General features: G+C 54.3%; 13 protein-coding genes. 8 read left to right on the top strand and 5 right to left on the bottom strand.

The window, feature by feature from the left end; translation table 11 throughout:
• Positions 1-182 precede the first annotated feature (182 nt).
• From MK110_09900 to MK110_09890, 3 genes are read left to right on the top strand one after another with little or no spacing between them, the layout of a single operon-like run.
• Entirely contained in the window at positions 183-3,350 is a 3,168-nt protein-coding gene (locus MK110_09900; GenBank protein ID MCH2211605.1) for a DUF1553 domain-containing protein, read from the top strand.
• Positions 3,351-3,353: 3 nt separating this feature from the next.
• A complete protein-coding gene (locus MK110_09895; GenBank protein ID MCH2211604.1) occupies positions 3,354-4,796 on the top strand; it encodes a DUF1501 domain-containing protein in 1,443 nt (480 codons plus the stop codon).
• A 44-nt stretch (positions 4,797-4,840) separates the two neighbouring features.
• Complete coding sequence (locus MK110_09890; protein ID MCH2211603.1) at positions 4,841-8,062, top strand: DUF1592 domain-containing protein; 3,222 nt, start codon at positions 4,841-4,843, stop codon at positions 8,060-8,062.
• Positions 8,063-8,543: 481 nt separating this feature from the next.
• On the opposite strand, the gene MK110_09885 is transcribed toward MK110_09890, so the two are convergent.
• From MK110_09885 to MK110_09870, 4 genes are all read right to left on the bottom strand, one after another.
• The gene (locus MK110_09885) at positions 8,544-8,984 is read right to left on the bottom strand and encodes a hypothetical protein (protein ID MCH2211602.1); all 441 of its coding nucleotides are present in this window, start codon (positions 8,982-8,984) and stop codon (positions 8,544-8,546) included.
• Positions 8,985-9,032: 48 nt separating this feature from the next.
• A complete protein-coding gene (locus MK110_09880; protein MCH2211601.1) occupies positions 9,033-9,800 on the bottom strand; it encodes a hypothetical protein in 768 nt (255 codons plus the stop codon).
• A 200-nt stretch (positions 9,801-10,000) separates the two neighbouring features.
• Entirely contained in the window at positions 10,001-10,474 is a 474-nt protein-coding gene (locus tag MK110_09875) for a hypothetical protein (protein MCH2211600.1), read from the bottom strand.
• Positions 10,471-11,430, bottom strand: coding sequence for a hypothetical protein (locus tag MK110_09870; protein ID MCH2211599.1), 960 nt, complete (start codon positions 11,428-11,430; stop codon positions 10,471-10,473). The genes MK110_09875 and MK110_09870 overlap by 4 nt, the downstream gene beginning before the upstream one ends.
• Positions 11,431-11,754: 324 nt before the next feature.
• Here MK110_09870 and MK110_09865 point away from each other — a divergent pair, with 324 nt between their 5' ends.
• The 4 genes from MK110_09865 (at position 11,755) to MK110_09850 (ending at position 16,064) form a co-directional block, all read left to right on the top strand.
• Complete coding sequence (locus tag MK110_09865) at positions 11,755-13,515, top strand: glycoside hydrolase family 88 protein (GenBank protein ID MCH2211598.1); 1,761 nt, start codon at positions 11,755-11,757, stop codon at positions 13,513-13,515.
• Between the two features lie 103 nt (positions 13,516-13,618).
• On the top strand, positions 13,619-14,470 hold the full coding sequence (locus tag MK110_09860) for an aldo/keto reductase (GenBank protein ID MCH2211597.1): 852 nt from the start codon (positions 13,619-13,621) through the stop codon (positions 14,468-14,470).
• Between the two features lie 152 nt (positions 14,471-14,622).
• Positions 14,623-15,264: an HDIG domain-containing protein gene (locus MK110_09855; GenBank protein MCH2211596.1), complete on the top strand. Its 642-nt coding sequence runs from the start codon at positions 14,623-14,625 to the stop codon at positions 15,262-15,264.
• Between the two features lie 188 nt (positions 15,265-15,452).
• Positions 15,453-16,064, top strand: a complete 612-nt coding sequence (locus tag MK110_09850) for a methyltransferase domain-containing protein (GenBank protein ID MCH2211595.1) — start codon at positions 15,453-15,455, stop codon at positions 16,062-16,064.
• A gap of 1,412 nt (positions 16,065-17,476) precedes the next feature.
• On the opposite strand, the gene MK110_09845 is transcribed toward MK110_09850, so the two are convergent.
• Positions 17,477-18,352: a hypothetical protein gene (locus MK110_09845; protein MCH2211594.1), complete on the bottom strand. Its 876-nt coding sequence runs from the start codon at positions 18,350-18,352 to the stop codon at positions 17,477-17,479.
• A gap of 288 nt (positions 18,353-18,640) precedes the next feature.
• On the opposite strand from MK110_09845, the gene MK110_09840 reads away from it, so the two are divergent.
• The gene (locus tag MK110_09840) at positions 18,641-19,900 is read left to right on the top strand and encodes a GNAT family N-acetyltransferase (protein ID MCH2211593.1); all 1,260 of its coding nucleotides are present in this window, start codon (positions 18,641-18,643) and stop codon (positions 19,898-19,900) included.
• Positions 19,901-20,050 lie beyond the last annotated feature (150 nt).

Genomic DNA, 20,050 nt, shown 5'->3' with positions numbered 1-20,050 from the left:
GGACGCTTCGAAAGTACCATGCACGGGTGTAAAAAACACTCCGCTGTTCTCGTTCAGGGCGGATTCGGGTTACACGAGATTGAGATCTCGGAAGGTCGAATGCGGTGGGAATGACATTATATTATAACAAACAGATTGACCTCGGTGGTCCGCCTGACAAGTTCCGCTTTCGGTTGTGTCACATGAAAATCAGTTCAATACACGTAACCATCTGGTTCGTCATCCTGACATCTGTCACGTCAGCCGGTGAGACGGCTGACACTGGTGCGATTCGATTCAACGATGACATTCGTCCGATTCTCTCCGAATATTGCTTTTCCTGTCACGGACCTGATGCGGCGAGCCGCAAGGCGGACCTGCGTCTTGATCTGCGAGATATGGCAATTCAGAGCGGGGCTGTTGTGCCTGGCGACGTAGAAGCATCCGAGTTGATTTCCAGAATCACCAGTGACGACCCGGAAGTGGTGATGCCGCCTCCGGCGGACCGAAAGTCACTCAATCCCGAGCACAAGCAGCTTTTGGCTCGCTGGATCCGTGAGGGAGCTGACTGGCAAAAGCACTGGTCGTTTGTCAAGCCGGAACGAGCAGTGCCGCCACTGGTAAGCGGGGCCGACGAATGGTCGAAGAATTCGATCGATCGTTTCATTCTGCAGGCGCTCAGTGAAATGAAGCTGAAGCCAAACAGCCCGGCTGATCGTTACATTCTGGCTCGGCGTGCAGCGCTCGATGCGACCGGACTGCCACCCACCCGGGAAATGCTCAGTACGTTCATCAATGACGCATCTGTCACTGCCTGGGAAGACTACATTGATCGGCTGCTGTCGTCCGAACACTCCGGGGAGCATCGGGCCCGCTACTGGCTGGATGCGGCGAGATATGGTGATACGCACGGAATGCACGTCGACAACTATCGAGAGATGTGGCCGTATCGTGACTGGGTTGTGCGGGCATTCAATACCAACATGCCGTTTGACCAGTTTGTTGTCGAACAGCTGGCGGGTGACCTGTTCGCCGAACCGACGCGTGATCAGCTCATCGCCACCGGCTTCAACCGCTGCAACATCACAACGTCAGAAGGTGGAGCGATTCCTGAAGAGGTTCACGTGCGGTACATGGTCGACCGAGTCGAGACAACGGCCACCGTGTTTCTGGGACTCACTGCCGGCTGTGCTGTTTGCCACGATCACAAATATGACCCGATCAGTCAGCGGGAATTTTACCAGCTGGGTGCGTTCTTCAACAACACGACCACACCGGCAATGGATGGCAATCAAAAGGACACACCTCCTGTGGTGGCCCTGCCACCCCAGGAATATGAACAGGAATGGAATGAACTGCACGCTCTTCGGAAACGTCTGCGTTCCGAACCGGATACGTCTGCGTCCCGTGTTGAAGATTGGTGGTCGTCTCGTTCACAGGAGATGACGCATCCGATTGCGGACGACGACCTGGTACTGTCGATGTCGCTCACAGAAGCAGAAGGCACCTCCGTAAAATTGCCGGAATCGGCCGAATGGGCGACGGATCATCCCGTGGGACGCCGCGGAATTCGATTTGGTGAAGGAGGATCCCTTGGCGCGGAATTGCCGGTTAATCGAACCGATCAACCACTCACCATCAGTTTTTGGTACCGGACGCCGGACCGGTTGATGTCCACAACCGTGTTCGATCAGACATCCAAAACCGAGACTGAAAAATCGGAAGACAGCAAGACTATCGGCTGGAAAATTTCCGGTGATACTCAGGGGGGGCTGAGCTTTGAGATGCATGACGGACAGGGAAATCGCGTTCGAGCGCTGTTGCCGGGGGAAGCCGCGTTGAAACCTCGATCATGGCAGCAGGTGTGCGTTCGCTACTCCGGAGGACAATCCAATTCGTCAATCAGTATTCTGGTGAATGGTCGTGCGGGAGTACTGCGGAACTCCACCGAAGACCTGATTGATGCCACGGAACTGCCGGCAACGCCTTTGCAGATTGGCACCAATTTGCCCACGGCGGGTTTGAGTGACATTCGCATCTACCAACGCTGGATCACAAACCAGGAAGTACAACTGCTCGCACAGCAACATCTGTTACGACAGCTGTTACGGACTGACACAGCATGGAACGAGCTTGACGAACATCAGCAGGATCTGGCCAGGTCATTTCACCGTCAGGCAGTCAATCCGGAATCTGTTGCCACACTGCAACAGCTTGCCAGGACACAGATTCGCAGAGACTTCATTTATTCACGCTCCACCACGACGCTGGTCATGCAGGAGCAACCGTCCGACCCCCGTGCCTGGGTGCTGGAACGCGGCGAGTACGATCAGCGTCGGGAAGAAGTCACACCCGGGATCCCGGCAGTCCTCAACTTTCCCGGTGCAGATTTTCAGTCCGGCGACTCAGGGGAAGCCGTTTTGCAGAACCGTCTGAATCTGGCACGCTGGCTGGTCCACCCCGATCATCCATTGACCGCACGTGTCATGGTCAATCGTCTGTGGCAATCTGTCTTCGGTACGGGGCTGGTCAAAACATCCGAAGATTTTGGAGTGATGGGAGATCGTCCGTCACACCCTGAACTGCTCGATTGGCTGGCTGTCGAATTTATTGAGTCCGGCTGGAACGTTAATCATATTCTGAAACTGATTCTCACATCTTCGACGTACTGTCAAAGTGGTGTCGTTACACCTGAAAAACTGGAGCAGGACGCCGACAATCGGTTTTGCTCCAGAGGTCCGCGTCTGCGTCTGGATGCGGAGGTTCTGCGTGACCAGGCACTGGCAGTCAGCGGGTTACTGCGGCGGGATCTTGGTGGTCCCAGTGTCAAACCCTACCAACCGGCAGGACTCTGGAAAGTCGTGGCCATTGTCGGCAGCAACACTCGAGTTTTCAAAGCTGATTCGGGTGACGCGCTCTATCGACGGAGCGTTTATAGTTTCTGGAAACGCACATCGCCTCCACCGTCCATGGCTGCATTCAACGCGCCCACACGAGAACAGTGCACCGTCCGACGCGAACGCACCAACACACCCATTCAGGCACTGGTCCTGATGAATGATCCGCAGTTTGTGGAGTCAGCCCGTCGGCTTGCAGAAAACATAATCCGGGGGACCGAAGATGAGCGGTCTCGTGCAGAACAGATGCTGACGACCGTACTCAGCCGACCGGCCGGTTCTGCGGATCTGGACGATATGATGACTGTCGCCGGTGAGTTGCGAACCATGTTTCAACAACAGCCGGAAGCCGCAAAAGAGCTTGTCCAGACCGGGGACAGCAAACCGGATGAGAAGTTGAATGAAGCCGAACTGGCAGCGTGGACCATTGTGGCAAACACACTGATGAACCGTGACGACTTTGTTAACAAATGAACTATGAACACACATCCAATCGATCAATGGATCAACCTCGAAACCCGGCGGCAGTTTTTCGGACATCAATCGAAGGGCCTGGGTGCAGCGGCACTGGCGGGAATACTTGGCCAAACAGCCGTCGGTGATTCCACGACAGACAGACCGCATCAGCATTTTCCTGCGCGCGCCAAACGTGTGATTTGGTTGTTTATGGCCGGTGCGCCGTCGCAACTGGACACGTATGACTACAAGCCGAAAATGGTCGACTGGTTCAACAAAGATCTGCCTGAATCAGTTCGTCAGGGACAGCGGCTGACTAACATGACCGCGTCGCAGTCGCGGTTTCCTATTGCCCCGTCCACATTTCGGTTTCGGCAACATGGTGACAGCGGAAAATGGGTCAGCGAACTGTTACCAAAAATCGGTTCGATGTCTGACGAAGTAGCGACTGTCCACACCGTCTGGACGGAAGCGATCAATCATGATCCGGCCATCACCTTTATCCAGACCGGGAACCAGATTCCCGGGCGACCCACACTGGGGGCATGGATCAGCTACGGACTCGGTAGTCTGAACCGCAACCTGCCGGAATTTATTGTGTTGAACTGCGAACCCCGTGGGCAGGCCTTGTATTCGCGCCTGTGGGGCAGCGGGTTCCTGCCATCGACGCACGCGGGAGTGGCCTTCCGTGCCCAGGGAGATCCTGTTCTGTATCTGTCCAACCCCGGCGGCGTCAGTCCGGAGACTCGACGTTTGATGCTCGACAGGTTGCAGGCGATGAACCAGCGGATTCACCAGGACGTTGGCGATCCGGAAACGCAGACGCGAATCGCTCAATATGAAATGGCTTTCCGAATGCAGTCATCGGTTCCTGATCTGGTGGATATTTCCGGAGAGCCGAAGCATATTCTGGACATGTACGGTGAAGACGTGCTGAAGCCAGGGACACTTGGTCACAACTGTCTGCTGGCACGGCGAATGGCCGAACGTGATGTTCGCTTCATCCAGATTTTTCATCGCGGCTGGGATCATCACGGCAGCCTGCCATCGCGACTTCCGCGACAGACCAAAGAACTGGATCAGCCAGCCTGGGCACTGATTCAGGACTTGAAACAGCGTGGTCTCCTGGAAGATACCCTGGTGATCTGTGGTGGTGAATTTGGACGTACGATTTACAGCCAGGGGACTTTGACCAAAACGAATTATGGTCGCGACCACCATCCGAAGTGTTATTCGATGTGGCTGGCAGGTGGAGGCATTAAGGGTGGCGTGACTCACGGCGAAACCGATGAGTTTGGTTACAACATCCTGCGTGACCCGGTTCATATCCGCGATCTGAATGCAACGATTCTTAATCGGCTGGGAATCGACCACGCTCGTTTTACGGTTCGGCATCGCGGGCTCGACGAACGACTTACCGGAGTCCAGGAACTGGCTCGACCGGTCGGGGAAATCCTTTCGTGATGTGCGGACCGGCTCAGAAAAATGATCCGGTTAGGTACTGCTCCGTGTTTTCGGTCATCTCTGGATCCATAACGACGGCTTTGGGTATTTGTCTGAGTCTCCTGTTTAGTTTCGTTTTCGTTGTGGCTGAGGAAGCGGACTCTTTCGATTCACTGAGGACGCAGTACGATCAGGACGTTCGTCCGGTACTGAATCAATATTGCTTCAAGTGTCACTCAACCGAACGCCAGGAGGGCGACCTTGATCTCGAACGGTTCACATCGTTGAAAGACGTGCGGAGCGCGACGCAGGTATGGCTTAAGGTGATCGAGATGCTGGATCTGGGCGAAATGCCGCCGGAAGATTCGCCGCAGTTGACATCTCAGGAGCAGGCTTCGCTGCGCAGCTGGATCGAACGATACACGCATGCCGAGGCACTGGCGGGGGCCGGAGACCCCGGTCCGGTTGTGCTGCGACGGCTCACAAACGCGGAATACACATGGACGATTCGTGATCTGATCGGAGTCGCTCTGGATCCTGTCCGCGAACTTCCCACCGAAGGCGCAGCCGGAGAAGGATTTACCAACACAGGTAACGCGTTGGTCATGTCGCCTGGTCTGCTGCGAAAGTACCTGGATGCAGGCAAACAGATCGCGGCGCATGCGGTGCTGCTGCCCGAAGAATTTCGATTTTCAGTCCACACCACACGGCGCGACTGGACGGATGAAAGCCTGGCCAGGATCCGTAGATTTTACGATGACTTCAGTGTGATTGAGAAGCTTGCGGACCACTATGGGTATGGCATGTCACATCTTGGAAAAGCCGGTCGGATTCCACTGGAAAGGTATTTTGCGGCAACGATTGCCAAACGCGATTCGCTCACAGCAGGTCACACGACGATTCAGGCCGTTGCCGAACAACATGATCTGAACGCAAAATATTTGTCGGCCCTTTGGACGACACTGACGGGGGACAATCAGTCACTTCTGCTGAACGATCTGTGTTCTCGTTGGCGCAGCGCCACGTCGGGAGATACGGCGGCTTTGGTTGCCCATGTTGGTGCATGGCAAAAGGGATTGTGGACCTTCAACCCGGTGGGGTTACTGGGTCGTAAAGGAACCCGAACGAGGTGGATGGAGGCGGTCAGTCCTTTGCTGACACAGCACGAGCTGCGAATGGAAATTCCTGTCCCGGAAGACGGCCAGGAGGCCGGTGAGTTTGTCGTTTCGCTCGTTGCAGGAGACGCGGGAGACGGGAATGAACACGACTTTGTCGTGTGGACGCAGCCAAGACTGGTTGCTGAAGATCAGCCCGACGTGCTGTTGCGTGACTGGGTCACTGTCGATGGCAAATCGATCGAAGCAGAGTCTGTCTGTGTTCGTGCACCATCTGTGATTACTTTGCATATTCCCCCCGATCTGGCTGGTCGGGAGCTGGTGACAACAGCGGCACTCCAGCCGGGATCCGGCGACGAAGGAAGTGTGCAGACGGATGTGGTGGCAGGCACTCCTGATGCTGTATCAGGACTGTTTCCTGGTGAAATCGGTGTGAAATATGACGATTTGAACCTTGGAGCCAACAAACGAATTGTCACCTGGAGACGTCCGATTGTTGTGACCGAAAACAGTAGTGCCTGGAAACGATTTGAAGCAGCCACCGAAGAGTTTCGCAGACTGTTTCCAGCGGCACTATGCTATACCCAGATTGTACCCGTCGATGAACTGCTGACCCTCACGCTGTTATACCGGGAGGATGATCATCTGGCTCGACTCATGCTTGACAAGGGGCAGTCGGTTCAGCTGGACCGGCTGTGGGACGATCTGTATTACGTCAGCCGGGAACCGCTGCGGTTGATCGATGTGCTGGATTCCCTTCTGGAAACCACGATTGATCAGCCACAGGCCGGAATATTTGATGCAGCGGTGGAGAAATTCAACGCCCGCGCCGATTCATTTCGAACGTTACTCGAGGAATCCGAGGCAAAACATCTGGATGCGCTGGTGCAGTTTACGGAGCGAGCGTGGCGTCGCCCGATCACCGAAATTGAAGATCAGGAATTGCGCGACCTGTATCGCCGGCTGCGTCAACTGGAACTGCCCCACGAAGAAGCATTCCGGTACACACTGGCCCGTGTTTTTGTCGCGGCCCCTTTCCTGTACAGGCTGGAAGAGGCAGCCGATGGGCGCGCCGCAGTGGTCTCCGATCGGGAACTTGCCAACCGCCTGAGCTATTTCCTCTGGTCCTCAATGCCCGACGATGAACTTCTTGCTGCAGCCGGGGCCGGTCGATTGACAGGGAGTGGCGGCAGACCCGACCCTGGTCTGTATGGTGAGAACGACGTCTCCGATGGTCATAATGCAAACACGGAACTCCTGCGGCAGACGCGACGCATGCTTCAGGATTCCCGCGTGCGACGACTGGCCACAGAGTTTGCGGGGCAGTGGCTGCACATCCATCTGTTCGATCCTTATGAAACAAAGAGTGAAACACATTTTCCTGAATTCACGGAACTCCGCAGCGACATGTATGAAGAATCGATTCGTTTTTTCACTGATCTGTTTCAAAACGACCGTTCACTGCTGAGTCTGCTGGATGCTGATCACACGTTCGTGAACAGCCGACTTGGAAAATTCTATGGGATGTCGGGGATTGAAGGGGACGCATGGCGACGCGTCGAGGGCGTACATCAGTACGGTCGAGGTGGGATCCTCGGGCTGGCAACAACGCTGGCGAAACAGTCAGGAACCACTCGCACGAGTCCGATTTTGCGAGGCAACTGGGTGAGCGAAGTGCTGCTTGGTGAGAAGCTTCCGCGCCCGCCCAAAAATGTACCACAGCTTCCCGATGGTCCTCCGGAAGGTCTGACCGAGCGGCAACTGATTGAACAGCACAGCAGCGCGGCGGCGTGTGCAAAATGTCATGCGCGCATTGATCCGTTCGGTTTTGCTTTAGAGGAATTCGATGCCATCGGTCGTTATCGACAGATAGATTCGCGAGGCCAAAAGATCAGTTCCCAAACAACACTGCCGGATGGAACAAAGATTGAAGGACTTGCCGGACTGCGGGGCTATCTGCTGGAACAACGTCGGGAAGAATTTTTGAGGCAGTTCTGCCGAAAGCTGCTGGGTTACGCGCTGGGACGCGAGGTGCAGCTTTCCGACACACCACTGCTGGACACGATGCTGGTTCGACTTTCCACCGGTGACTTTCGTTTTGCGGTAGCGGTAGAAACAATCGTGGCGAGTCCACAGTTCCGGATGATTAGAGGAAAATCGATCAACCCGTAGTCGCATATGATATTGAGATCTTCGTTGACCCGGATTCTGACCCTGGCGGAGGATCTCAGCGGGACGGCAAATCGAGGCCCACTTCCACCTTCGGATAATGCCTCTCGCCAGTTGCGTCCCGATAAGACACGTGATTAAGCCTGCCGGGCTGCAATAGCGGCATCTTGTCCTTTATACGATCGGAAACATCCCGGTCCTCGCCCACGGGAACGAGGCTGAAGTTCCCATAGGATATCGCGCCTTTCTTAGGGAACCAGTAAAAGTACAATGTGTAAAATCCGGTGCCTCCCTCCGGCAGAACGAAGGTATGGTTTACCTTCGACCACTTATCGGTGAACCGGCCATGCAGGCCTATCCAGAGCTGATACCGCTTGTCTACGTGATAATCCTTCTCGAATTGCCCCACGAAGCGCAGGCCACCTGGGTGTTGGCGCCGCCGGTAGCCATGCCCTCGAACTCCAGCAGGTACTCCTTGCCGATTTCAAGGGGGGAGGTTTGCAGTGTAGGAACCTATTCCGTACCCGTCCTCGAATATCCTGAATCCGGTAGGGGAAGCCTCGTCCCGCAGGTTTTCGTTCAGCGGACTGATCATGTTGCTCGGACTGATTTTGGCGCTGCCGTCCGGCGATATGACCAGTTGGCGGCCCAGTTTCACCTCACCGTCGTAGGTTATGTTTTCTCCGTCTATGCTGACAGGAGGCTTTTCGGTCACCGGAATGTTTAACGGCTTGATGATTATTCGCGGTCTGGCAGCTTCCCTGAGACCAAAACCAGACTCGACCCGTGGTTTTTCAGCAGCATATTCGAGCCGGTGGGTCTGGAAGCGGGGAATAAAGGTCTCTGTACTAATCGCTATTTCGGCAGCGGGCGATTTGCTGCATTCGACCTTGATAGCAATGAGCCGGGAAAGCGGCCGGTTCACCTCGGAACCCGTACAGGGTCGTTATTTTGTGTGAAGTGCATTGCGAAATCATAAGGATTTTGACCACTGTTCGAAACCGATCTTTTCCCAAGGCATTCCTCTAGAAAACCTTTGTGGCCAGGGGTAGTAAGGTTCTCCTGTTTTTCTGTCTTTAATCTCTCTTACATCTTTTAATATTTTCCCTGGTGCACCCACAACCAAAGAGTACGCGTCGACATTTTTACTGACAACTGTTCCTGCTCCAACGAGACTGTGCTCTCCAATTTTAATACCAGGCAAAACAACACTGCTTGTCGCAATTTGAGAATAGTCTCCAATGTTGGGACCCACAATATGTTCAGAGGGAGGGGTTGGGTCATTGGTAAGTACAACATATGGATAGATGAATACATAGTTTCCAATTATGGACTGTTGTCCAATATGAACATTGGAATGAAATCTCGAGTAATTACCTACAGAACAATATCCTTGAATATCCGATAAGGTGCCAACAGAACAAAATTCACCGAAGTTGGATTTTTCTCTGATGGTAACACGATGTCCCGTTTGAAAACCCTCCCCAAAAGAAGAGCCCGCATATATTATTGTATGACTTCTAATTAAACTGTTTTTTTTGATTCGGGTAACAGGGTTTTCGTAACTGGCACCTTCATCGTAATAGCGACTTAAAGGTTCTCCTATCACGCAATGATTCGATATGATTGTGCCCGGCATGATTTCAACATTATCGTATATGGTGACATTGTCACCAATTTTAACGTCTTTATGAATATTGGCACGTTCGCTAATATGTACATTTATATTATTGAATTTCATGTTGTTCTCCCGGTGTTGACATGACTATTTGCGTTAATCGAGTTGTGGGGTTTATCTCTGCAATCCTCAAAGCAGGTGTGATCTGTGCGTCGTCCTGTTTTGATATTTGAATGGGTTTATAAACTGGTTGGCCCGGGATATGGTATTCGGTGGTGGGTTGGCGGGTGGAGTTCATTTGATTAAATATAAATGTGATGTGTTTATGTATGCGCCAATGTTGATATGTTTTGATTGGCTTGGATGAAAAAAGACTTCTGTGGAAATCCTATTTGATAAAAACGGAGTTGAAGGTCTTGTATGCCCGTTGGTGCGTTAAGCGTGACAGAAACCTCCCGCATCGTTTGGGTCTTGCTGAGGTACTCCGGCCAGTAATCGATGTTGCGGGGGTTGTGTACGAACACGGTCAGCAGGACGCGTCCTTTTTCTTTGAGCACTGACAGCGGCGCGTGCACCAGCACCCTTGGGCGCAGATAGCTCAGCAGTGCGTCAATGCCCACCTTGTGGCGGTTCTGAAAGATCCTCTGATGCACGGCCGCATCCTGGTAGCCCCCGAACTCCTTCTGGCGGCCGCCGTGGCGGTCTTTCGATATGCTGGGGGCGTCGCCAGCCCGATGCCCGAGACAGTGCCCCCAGTAGAAAAAGAAGCTCCCCCAGTTAAGCGGATCACGCGTCATGGCCAGCTTTTCGCACTCTTCCCAGGGGCTACGTGCATGCCCCTCGGATGGGACAGCTGAGAGAAGTACGGCCAGTTATGCTCTTTGACCAGCTCCATGTACCTCTTCGATGTACTAGTCGTACTCGGATAGGTGAAAAGCCCGTCCCCCCCCCCCGGGCAGATCACATCAGAGAGTTTCATGGGAAGATAGTTGAGCTTCATCGGGTCATCATCGGGGCCCCGGAGGAGGGGACGCTGCTCCTCTGTTCTTGGCGTACTGACTCGGCCTATCGTCCCTGTGTAAGTGTGCTGCCAGTGGAAGACCTTCCTGCCCGGAGCAAGGGACCTGATATAACTGTAGATGTCCCTCAGCGTGTTCGCGTAAATACCGCAAACGTGTGTCTTAGTCTCGGCGTTCCACTGGAATGTTTTCACGCCCATCTCCTCGGCGATCTGCGTCCCGTAGTGCTTGAGGTCGACGCGCGTCTTTCTCGTGCGGAGAGATGGTCCCCAGTGCGCTGGGATTTCCTCTTGGAAGGTAAACCCCAGTATGTTCTCAGGCTTGTCTATGCCGTTGAGGACGGCGTCCATGTTCGGCTTAATTGTCTCTCTGACTGCGGCTCGAACCTTCGGCTCAAAGTAATATTCCAGGAAGGTGGCCCGGTTGGCGTATTCCGGGAACCTGCCCAGGCCCATAATCGGCCAGAGCCGCACCAGGTATGTCTGATCCGGGTTGTATTTCAGTGCCTCGTTGACCGCGAGGTTGCTCCCTTCTATGTCCTCACTACCGTGACATACCATGATCCAGTCCCATCTGATACGCTCGAGCTTTGCATGCTCCAAGCCCGTACCGAAGACACCCCAGCCGAGTTTCCAGTATTCGTCCCTGGCCTGTTCGGCCCTGGCTTGTTCAGGACAGCTGAGGGCGACAACAGCCACTGTCAACCATGTTCCAATAGCCAATTTGCTCCGCATCAGAGACTCCTCTCGTGTAACCGTTCACCTGAGACTTCCGACGATCAGATGACTTGCCCGTTTCTGGTTACTGCCGTCGACGGTCACCGACACGTGCAGGGACGATGCCGGCTGACAGGAAATTTGATTTTCGCCAGGAGTATACAGGGAAACAACAGGGAGATCATTGCCCCGGATCTACCCGAAATTCGCCAGCCAATGTGGCTTCGGACCGTCATCGGCGCAGACATCGAATGTTGTGTTAATTTTTTCTGGCAATGTGCCTGTCCTTTTTTTCGGCAGATACGGTGCTTCTGCGACAAATACAAAAGGCAATCAAAACTTATGTCTTGTCACACCATGTTCGGACCATTGCCTGTTGTGTTGCTCTTCGTGGCTGTTTGCTCTGACGGTACTGCTCAATCATCAGAGATTGCATCCCGTTTTCCGGAGTATGCGGAAGCCGCAGCAGATTCAAATGCAATCCTCACGGCACTTGGAGTCACACGCAGAAACACACCGATTCCGGTTCTCGTCACGACGGGCCTTTTGGATATGTCGAGTTCACAGTATCGGGTTCTTATTGTCCTCGACGAATGTTCCGGGCCGGCAACGCGCGAAGGAGTCCTGAATGAATGGACAGAAATCCACAGGAACACGAAACAGACGACGGCAGGTCGAAACCTGACGATAGGTCTGGTCCCGGACACACATCCTGACAGCCCCTCACACAAAGGCAGTAGCTTTCCTCCGGTCGGAACGGCCTACAGCGATGTTGATCACCCGGAGGACCTTTATTTGTGGCGGTGGATCGGGATGCTCGCACCCGATCTGGTGATCGTCGTACGTGATGGAAATACACTGAAATGGGACATGAGTCCGGTCGATGATTCGAAGTGTCTGGCCGGCGCATTGATGAAACACGCCGCGTGCGACGTGGGCACGATCGGTGCAGTCAACGTTGAAGCTCCGAAGGGCGTCGGTGTGGTGGAATCACTGGTCTCGCTGGTCCGACAGAGTCACTCGTTTCCACGTGGGACCGCTGAAAATCAACTGATCCAAAGACGAAGACGCCGGCCCGTCGAAATTGCGGAGGAACTCAGCCGTGTTTACGGACACAAGCTGCCTTCAGTCGCGTACATTCCTGCGCTGGCACTCATCGGCCGGATGAGACTGGGAGAGCTGACGGGGAGTCAACAGCACATCAATGATGTGAAGCGGATTGTTAGTCCCTATGCAGACGGTTCGAGGTCGGCGCTGGGGGACGCTCCTTCCGGGAGCACGTTGTCCGGACATCTGGTCTTCGGCGATCTGGCCGAACGGACAGCAGACGATCGTTACACCGCACTGGCACGGGCTGCCGCAGATCTTGGATTTGACAATGACGGTGCACCGAAATCGGTGATGCCATTCCACAGTGAAATGAGCGACGCTGTTTTCATGGGGACGCCGATTCTGGTGCGGACTGGTCACCTGACCGGCCAGACCAAATACTTCGACATGGCGATGCGTCATCTGCAGTTCATGCTTGATCTGAATTTGCGAGACGACGGGCTGCACCAGCACTCACCGATCGATCCGGACGGGACTGCGTGGGGGCGTGGAAATGGGTTTCCCGCACTGGGGCTGGCTCTGTGTCTGAGTGATCTTCCAGTGGGCAGTTCACATCACAGCCGAATGCTGCAGGTGTATCGATCTCATCTCAACTCGATGATTCGCTATCAGGATGAAACGGGGATGTGGCATCAGGTCGTCGATCATCCGGAGAGTTATCGCGAACTGACCGTGACATGTATGACCACGTTTGCGATTGCACGCGGGCTTCGAAACGGGTGGCTGGATCGGAAAAAGTACGAGCCGGTTCTGCAGCGCGCCTGGGAATCCATCAAATGCCGTATCGGGCCGGACGGTCATCTGGTGGATGTCTGCACGGGGACCGGTAAACAGAACAGTTTTCGGGATTACCTTGACCGCAGCGCAATTCTTGGAACGGACGACCGCGGTGGCGCCATGGCACTGCTGGTAACCGTCGAGCTGGCATCCGCAGTTCGAGAAGGTGCGGTTGAACTTGATGCACTGGACAACACGAGTGAGGCGGGAAGATGACTGCAGATCTCCGTGACGTTCTGTTTGAACACTTCGTTATCATTAGTGAACCCGATGTTTCTGCTGGCGCGTGTTCCGATTCGAATGCTGCCTGGAGGACCGGATGACTCACCAGACGGCTTTGATCAATGGGATCGAAATCCCCCGGCTTATTTATGGAACCGCCTGGAAGAAGGAGCAGACGCAGCGGTTGACTGAACTGGCGATCAGCCAGGGATTTTGTGGAATCGATACGGCTAATCAGCGACGACATTATCACGAATCCGCGGTTGGACAGGCGATCCGAACGTCAATCGCCCGCGGAATGGTGACTCGGGAAAATTTGTTCCTGCAAACCAAGTTTACCTTCCGTCGTGGTCAGGATCGTCGTCTGCCCTACGACCCGTCAGCATCGATTCCCGACCAGGTAGACCAGTCGTTTGCCGGTTCGCTGGAACATCTGGGTGTAGAAAACGTCGATTGTTTTCTGTTGCATGGTCCGGAAACGGCGAACGGCCTGACACCCGGCGATCGTGCTGTCTGGCGGGCGATTGAGGCCATTCATGACCGTGGACTGACTCGATTGATCGGTGTCAGTAACGTCTCTCTGGAACAGCTTAAACTCTTCTGCCGGCATGCTCACATTCAGCCGCATGTTGTTCAAAACAGATGCTACGCTGTGCAGGGATGGGATGGTCCGGTCAGAGAATTTTGCCAGACTCGAGGCATGGTTTATCAGGGGTTTTCATTACTGACTGCGAACCGGGCCGTGCTGGGATCGTCGTTGATTTCCCGAATTGCAAAGCGTCATGCCCGAACTGCTGCACAGATCACGTTCAGGTTCGCACTGGAGCTCGGAATGACTGCGTTGACAGGGACAACGAATGTCGATCATATGCAGGCGGATCTTGATGTTTATGACTTCAGTCTGGACACGGATGAAATCGATCGAATCAGGTGCCTGACCGGGCTGTGAAGCTGGCAGGTATACCTCGAATGTTACCGGCGGGGTGACCATCGGTTTCACCCGGAGTTGTGATCAGACAACAGCGTGTTTCCATGAATTTAGAGTGATTTGCCACCGACTGGATGCATGCATCCGGTCGGCCATGAAGAACGACCTGTGCAGTGGAACGCGCCTTACGTTTTGTTAAACGTGCTCGTGTTTTGCGATCAACACTGATGGGGAACCGGATGTCACGAGAGGAAGATCTGGCTTTGCTTAATGAGTACACCACGAGCCAAAGTCTGATTCGGCATATGCTGGCTGTTGAGGCAGCAATGCGGGCTTATGCCCGCAGGTTTGATCAGGCAGAGGAAACATGGGGGACTGTGGGGCTGCTGCATGATTTTGACTATCAGAAATGGCCTGATCCGCCCGACCATCCTCTCAAAGGGGCTGCCATCCTTGCCGATCGTGGTTATCCGCAGGAGATCATCTATGCGATCAAATCACATGCCGATTACCTTGAGGACTGTCCACGGGTCTCGCTAATGGACAAAGCTCTGTATGCGTGCGACGAACTGTGTGGGTTCATCAGTGCGTGCGCGCTAGTGCGTCCAAAACGCCTGGAGGGGCTGGCTCCGAAAAGCGTTCGCAAAAAGATGAAGCAGGCCTCCTTCGCTGCCGCGATTCAGCGGCAGGATATCATCAGTGGTGCTCAGGACCTCGACGTTGATTTGAACGAGCATATTGCCTTCGTGATCGCGGCTATGCAGTCAATTGCGGACGAGCTGGGCCTGATCGCAGCCGAACAGACTGATCCGTGACGTTCACGAGCTGTTACTTCATCGATCCATGAATCCCGAACTTGACAACATCAGTAACCCGTTCGGAACTGACCGAGCGTACAAAACCGTAGTACCAGAGAGCAAGTCGTCGGTGTCACGATGCGGGACGGTGTGTGCCGTTGCTGGAAACCGGTCATATGCGGTGAACCGAATCCGGACAAGTTGGAATGATCATCATGTCGGTACGTGATCAAGATCGCTGGAATGCGAAGTACGCGAAACGTCACCCGCTGCCGAACGTCGATCCGGATGAGTGGCTTGTGGAAGCCTTTCAGCTGATCGGGACAGCGAGCGGGAAAACAGAATCCGGTCAAAGAGCACTGGATGTTGCCTGCGGCCTCGGACATAACGCGATCTGGCTGGCGCAGCGGAGCTGGCAGACTGACGCCGTTGATATTTCAACCAACGGTTTGGAGCTCGCTCGCCGGTGTGCCACTGCAAACGACGCTGACGTCCGCTGGATCCTCGCGGATCTCGACGACTGGACTCCGGCTGCCGGTGAATATGATCTTGTGGTGGTGTTCCGATTTCTGGACAGGAAAACGATTCCGCGGATCGTGCGAACGGGGCTCCGTCCGGGCGGCTGGCTGGTTTATGAAACGTTTTCCGAGTCACAATGCAGCCGAGGAGACAGTCACATCAGTAATCCTCTGTTCACACTGGCTCCTGGCGAGCTTCCCGTGCTCTTCCCGGATCTGCAGGTCGTCGTTGACCGGGAAGATGTCCTGCATGATCGGACCGTTCAGCGTTTTCTGGGACGAAGACAATCAGACGGATAGACGATGAATCGAACGGAGTCACAGCAAAATGTCCAGTTCAATTGCAGAAAGTTCTGTATGCAAATGCAGGTGAATGCCGGAGGTTCAGCTCTGAGTGTCCGGGTGTTCAGTCCACACATCGAAACGCAGCTTCCCGGCAGAGAACATGTCCTGCCGGGAGCAGCGTCGATAAGCAGGACTGAGATCAGGACTGCTCAACAGAATCAGCATCACAGCAAGGTTCTGTGATGTCACAGCAGGCTTCACCGTTCACACAGCAGGCTGGTATGATGAAGCAGCACTCATCGGGACCTTCGCAGCACAGTCCGCCGGCCGCACAGCAGGCAGGCCGGTTAGTCACCTGGCAGCATTCGGCTCCGACGGCACAACAGGCAAGTCCGGCGGAGCAGCAATCTTCGGATTGTTTTTCGGTCGCAGTCAGTGCGGTAACGACAAGGCCCAGCGACAGAACGGTAGCTGCAGCAATTTTCGTAAACATGGTTTTCTCCGGTGAATGTGTTCCTGACGTCAGCGCATTCAGTCAGCGCGGACCGATGGAACAGTGAATTGAGATCAGGAATCCGTGCAGAGATCAGCAGCTTAGTTCAGCCACACGCACTGGAGCACACGAAAAGGTGGGCCGGCGTCGGCAAATCCACAACCGACAGCAGCGGTCATTGTCAATGGCGGTTCCGGTGCGCTGACAGGAACAACGGATAACGCCACGTTGTTGTTTGCCATTCGAACCGGACTGCAGGTCAACGCCGCCGGCTGACAGCAGCAATGGATGACGGGCGTTTTTTGATCGCAGGGACATTCTGGTGGTGAGTGCTGTGCTGTGTGGCAGCAGGATTCCCGGGTGCTGTGTTGCAGACTGTCGAGCGAGAAATCGGCGCAGCACAGTGAGGGCAGGGCCATCACGAAGGCGGCCAGAAAACCTGGTTGATTGAAACGAAGTCCGATCATTGTTTGATTATACGCACGATCAATCGCATGATTTGGATTTCTTTATCGTCCCACGGCCCTTTTCGAAAAAAAACGTGACGTTGTCTGAATTCGGCGGTCGCAGGAGTTCAGGCTCTATTGCTGCAGAATTGGATTTGATGATTTGTGGTTGGGCCCCGTACGAACCGACGAAGATATTCAGTATTGGCCTGCCAGTCAGGTGCCAGCCATTCCCTCTCGCACGCATGACACTCGCTCAGCGGAACACCGTCTGACGAAACTCCGCGACCGAACCTGAGCTTCAGACAGGCTGGAATCAGAGTCCGAAACGGGTTCTCCACATTGACATTGCAGGATCAGCAGCCTGGACAGCCCGCTGTGTGCAACCCGTTGAGTACGCATGTTCGAATCATTTCGGGCCGGAATCTGACGCGTTGTGACTTTGTCAGCAGTTCAGGAGACGCCATTGCTGACGGGCACCGGTGACTTCAACGTTCTGATTGGGCCCTGTCCTTCGCGGCAGCTTCTTTGCTGGTCTGAGTGAGACTCTGATGAAGGAGCCAAATTTCATCGAGGCCCCTGCTGCTGATGCCGATTCGCCCACGGATCACGGCCTGTTCTCCCACGCCCAACGACTCACAGAGCACCGCACGCAGGTGCATGCAGGCATTGCCATTATTGATCCATGGATCTTCAACCGGTTTGTCCCACATCTGAAATGCATATCTGTCTCTGACCTCGTTGGCAATCACTAAGATCGACGCGTCGAGCGTCCCCTCAGGCTCGTTTCTCCAGTTGCCGGCACGGTGGACAAATGTTCCTTTGTTGGCGAGCTGGTTATGCCAGTATTCTCCGTCTTCTATACGATCCAGCCTGCTCTTCGGCAGGAACTCCCGATTGGCCCAGCCACCTCCCCCGTTGTTCACATTGAAGCAGAAGTTCAGGACTGTCCTCTGCAGGGGCCTGGGGGAAAGGTTCTCTAATGTCCAAATGACTTCAACATAGTAATCACGCGGCACCAGAGAGATCAGTATTCGTCCATAATCCTTGAACTTGATCATTCCTGACCATGAGCCATGTTCTTCCCTTTTCCATTCGACAGGGTTGACGTGGAAGTAACCCGGATGAGGGCAGCCGCTGACATCTTCAGGGAGCAGTACACGGAAAGAGGGGGCGTATTGTTCGGGCAGTGTGACGATGATATCTGCGCAAGGTCGTGACGTGGACCGAAAACTGATTTCTGCGATATTCGGATCTGTTGGTTTTGTACGGTCTTTCCGCAGTTCTTCTGCTCCCGTACAGCTCAGGCACGTGAGAACAGCAATCGTCATCTGAATTGATACCGTCACGGTTCGTGTCATCATGGTACATTCTCCTCGGAGCCTGATTGACAGTGGATCGTAGTATTCGCATGACCTGATTCAACTGCTTGTCTTATATTGCATGAATTCGATGGGACGTTTTCAGTGCCCGCATTCTCTGCTGCTTGACGACAGAATCGCCGGCTCGATGGCGACAATTAAGATTCGTGTGCCGGAGACGTGCCTTGTTTTGAGCAGCGATGATGAGCTGTGTGGTTGCCGGTAGCGGTCGATTCAGCGTTCAATTGTTCCGGTCGTCCGGAAATGCGATTGGTCTGGGATCCCGCTACAATGGCAGTAAGAGCCGTGGCCATGGTTGGTTCCTGTTCGATCGATCAGGGGCATTCCTGCCAGTTTGTGTCAATGGAGGCAGCTTTGTTTGAAGTCGCAACTCTCACCGACGCCACTGAAGAACAACGTCTGTGCGAAATCCAGTGCCAGTCATTTGGCTTGTCGACCGACTACTGGACAAGGTACGTCAGTCGAATCGGGCGGACGAATTTTCGTGTGATACGGCGTGCCGGTCGGGTTATCGGTGGGTTGGGAATTTATCACGCGGGCCAGTGGTTTGGTGGACGCTGCCTGGACATGGCCGGCATCGCTGCCGTGGCAATAGCACCGGAGGATCGGTCCTCAGGTGCAGCTGCTCATCTGATGGCCTGTGCACTGAACGAACTGCAGGATCAGGGTGTGCCGCTTTCGGTGCTGTACCCTACAACTCAGCGGCTGTATCGCGGGTCTGGCTACGAACAGGCTGGCAGCTGCTGTCTGCATCGGTTGTCACTGAACTCGATCCAACTCAGGGAAACAGATGTTCCACTAACCAGAATCGAGGGCGTCCACCACGAACCCTATCACGAATCGGCTCGGATTCGTGCCAGGATCACCAATGGAAATTTGGAACGCAATACCGGCCTGTGGGAACGAACAGTGACATTCCCCTATGCCGACAAATCTGTCTATCGTTATCTGGTCGGTGAATCAGATCAGCCGGAAGGATACTTGATATTTTATTACGATGCCGACAAGCCCGGTCCGTTCAATCTCTGTGTACGTGACATGATGGCGGTTAGTCCCGGAGCAGCGAAGGCCATTTGGGCATTCCTTTCGAGTTACCGCTCTGTGGCCAAGTCGGTCTCCTGGAATGGGCCGGCCGTCGAACCCTTGCTGCTGCTGCCGACGGAACTGAAAGCCGAGGTGGTTTCCCACGAACGCTGGATGATGCGTCTGGTGGATGTACGCAGGGCACTTTGTGCGCGTGGATACCTTCCGCACGTCCACGCAGAACTCCATATGGAAATTACGGATGACATCGTGTCTGTAAACAACGGTCGATTTATTCTGAATGTGGCGAACGGATCTGCGACGGTTTGTAATGGGGGTCGCGGCGACCTGAAAACGCATGTTCGAGGCCTCAGTCCCCTGTTTTCAGGATTTCTGTCACCGGTCGTGTTGCGGCATATGGGACACATCGAAGCAGGAGATCAGACTGTTGCAACCGCAACATCGATTTTTGCCGGACCACCGCCATGGATGCCCGACAGATTCTGAGTCCGGGAGATGTCCGGTTCACCAGGGTTCATTCCTTCTGTGAGTCCTTCATGACACGGTCGTCCGGTGCTCACAATTCGGCAGACAGGTTCAGGGTTCGAGTGTCCAGGACAGATTGATCAGTTTGTTCAGACCCCAAAAGATCGGATC

The organism is Fuerstiella sp., assembly GCA_022447225.1.
GTDB lineage: Bacteria > Planctomycetota > Planctomycetia > Planctomycetales > Planctomycetaceae > S139-18.
Note: the sequence above shows the minus strand (reverse complement) of the source record. Positions and strands in the feature narration are given on the sequence as shown.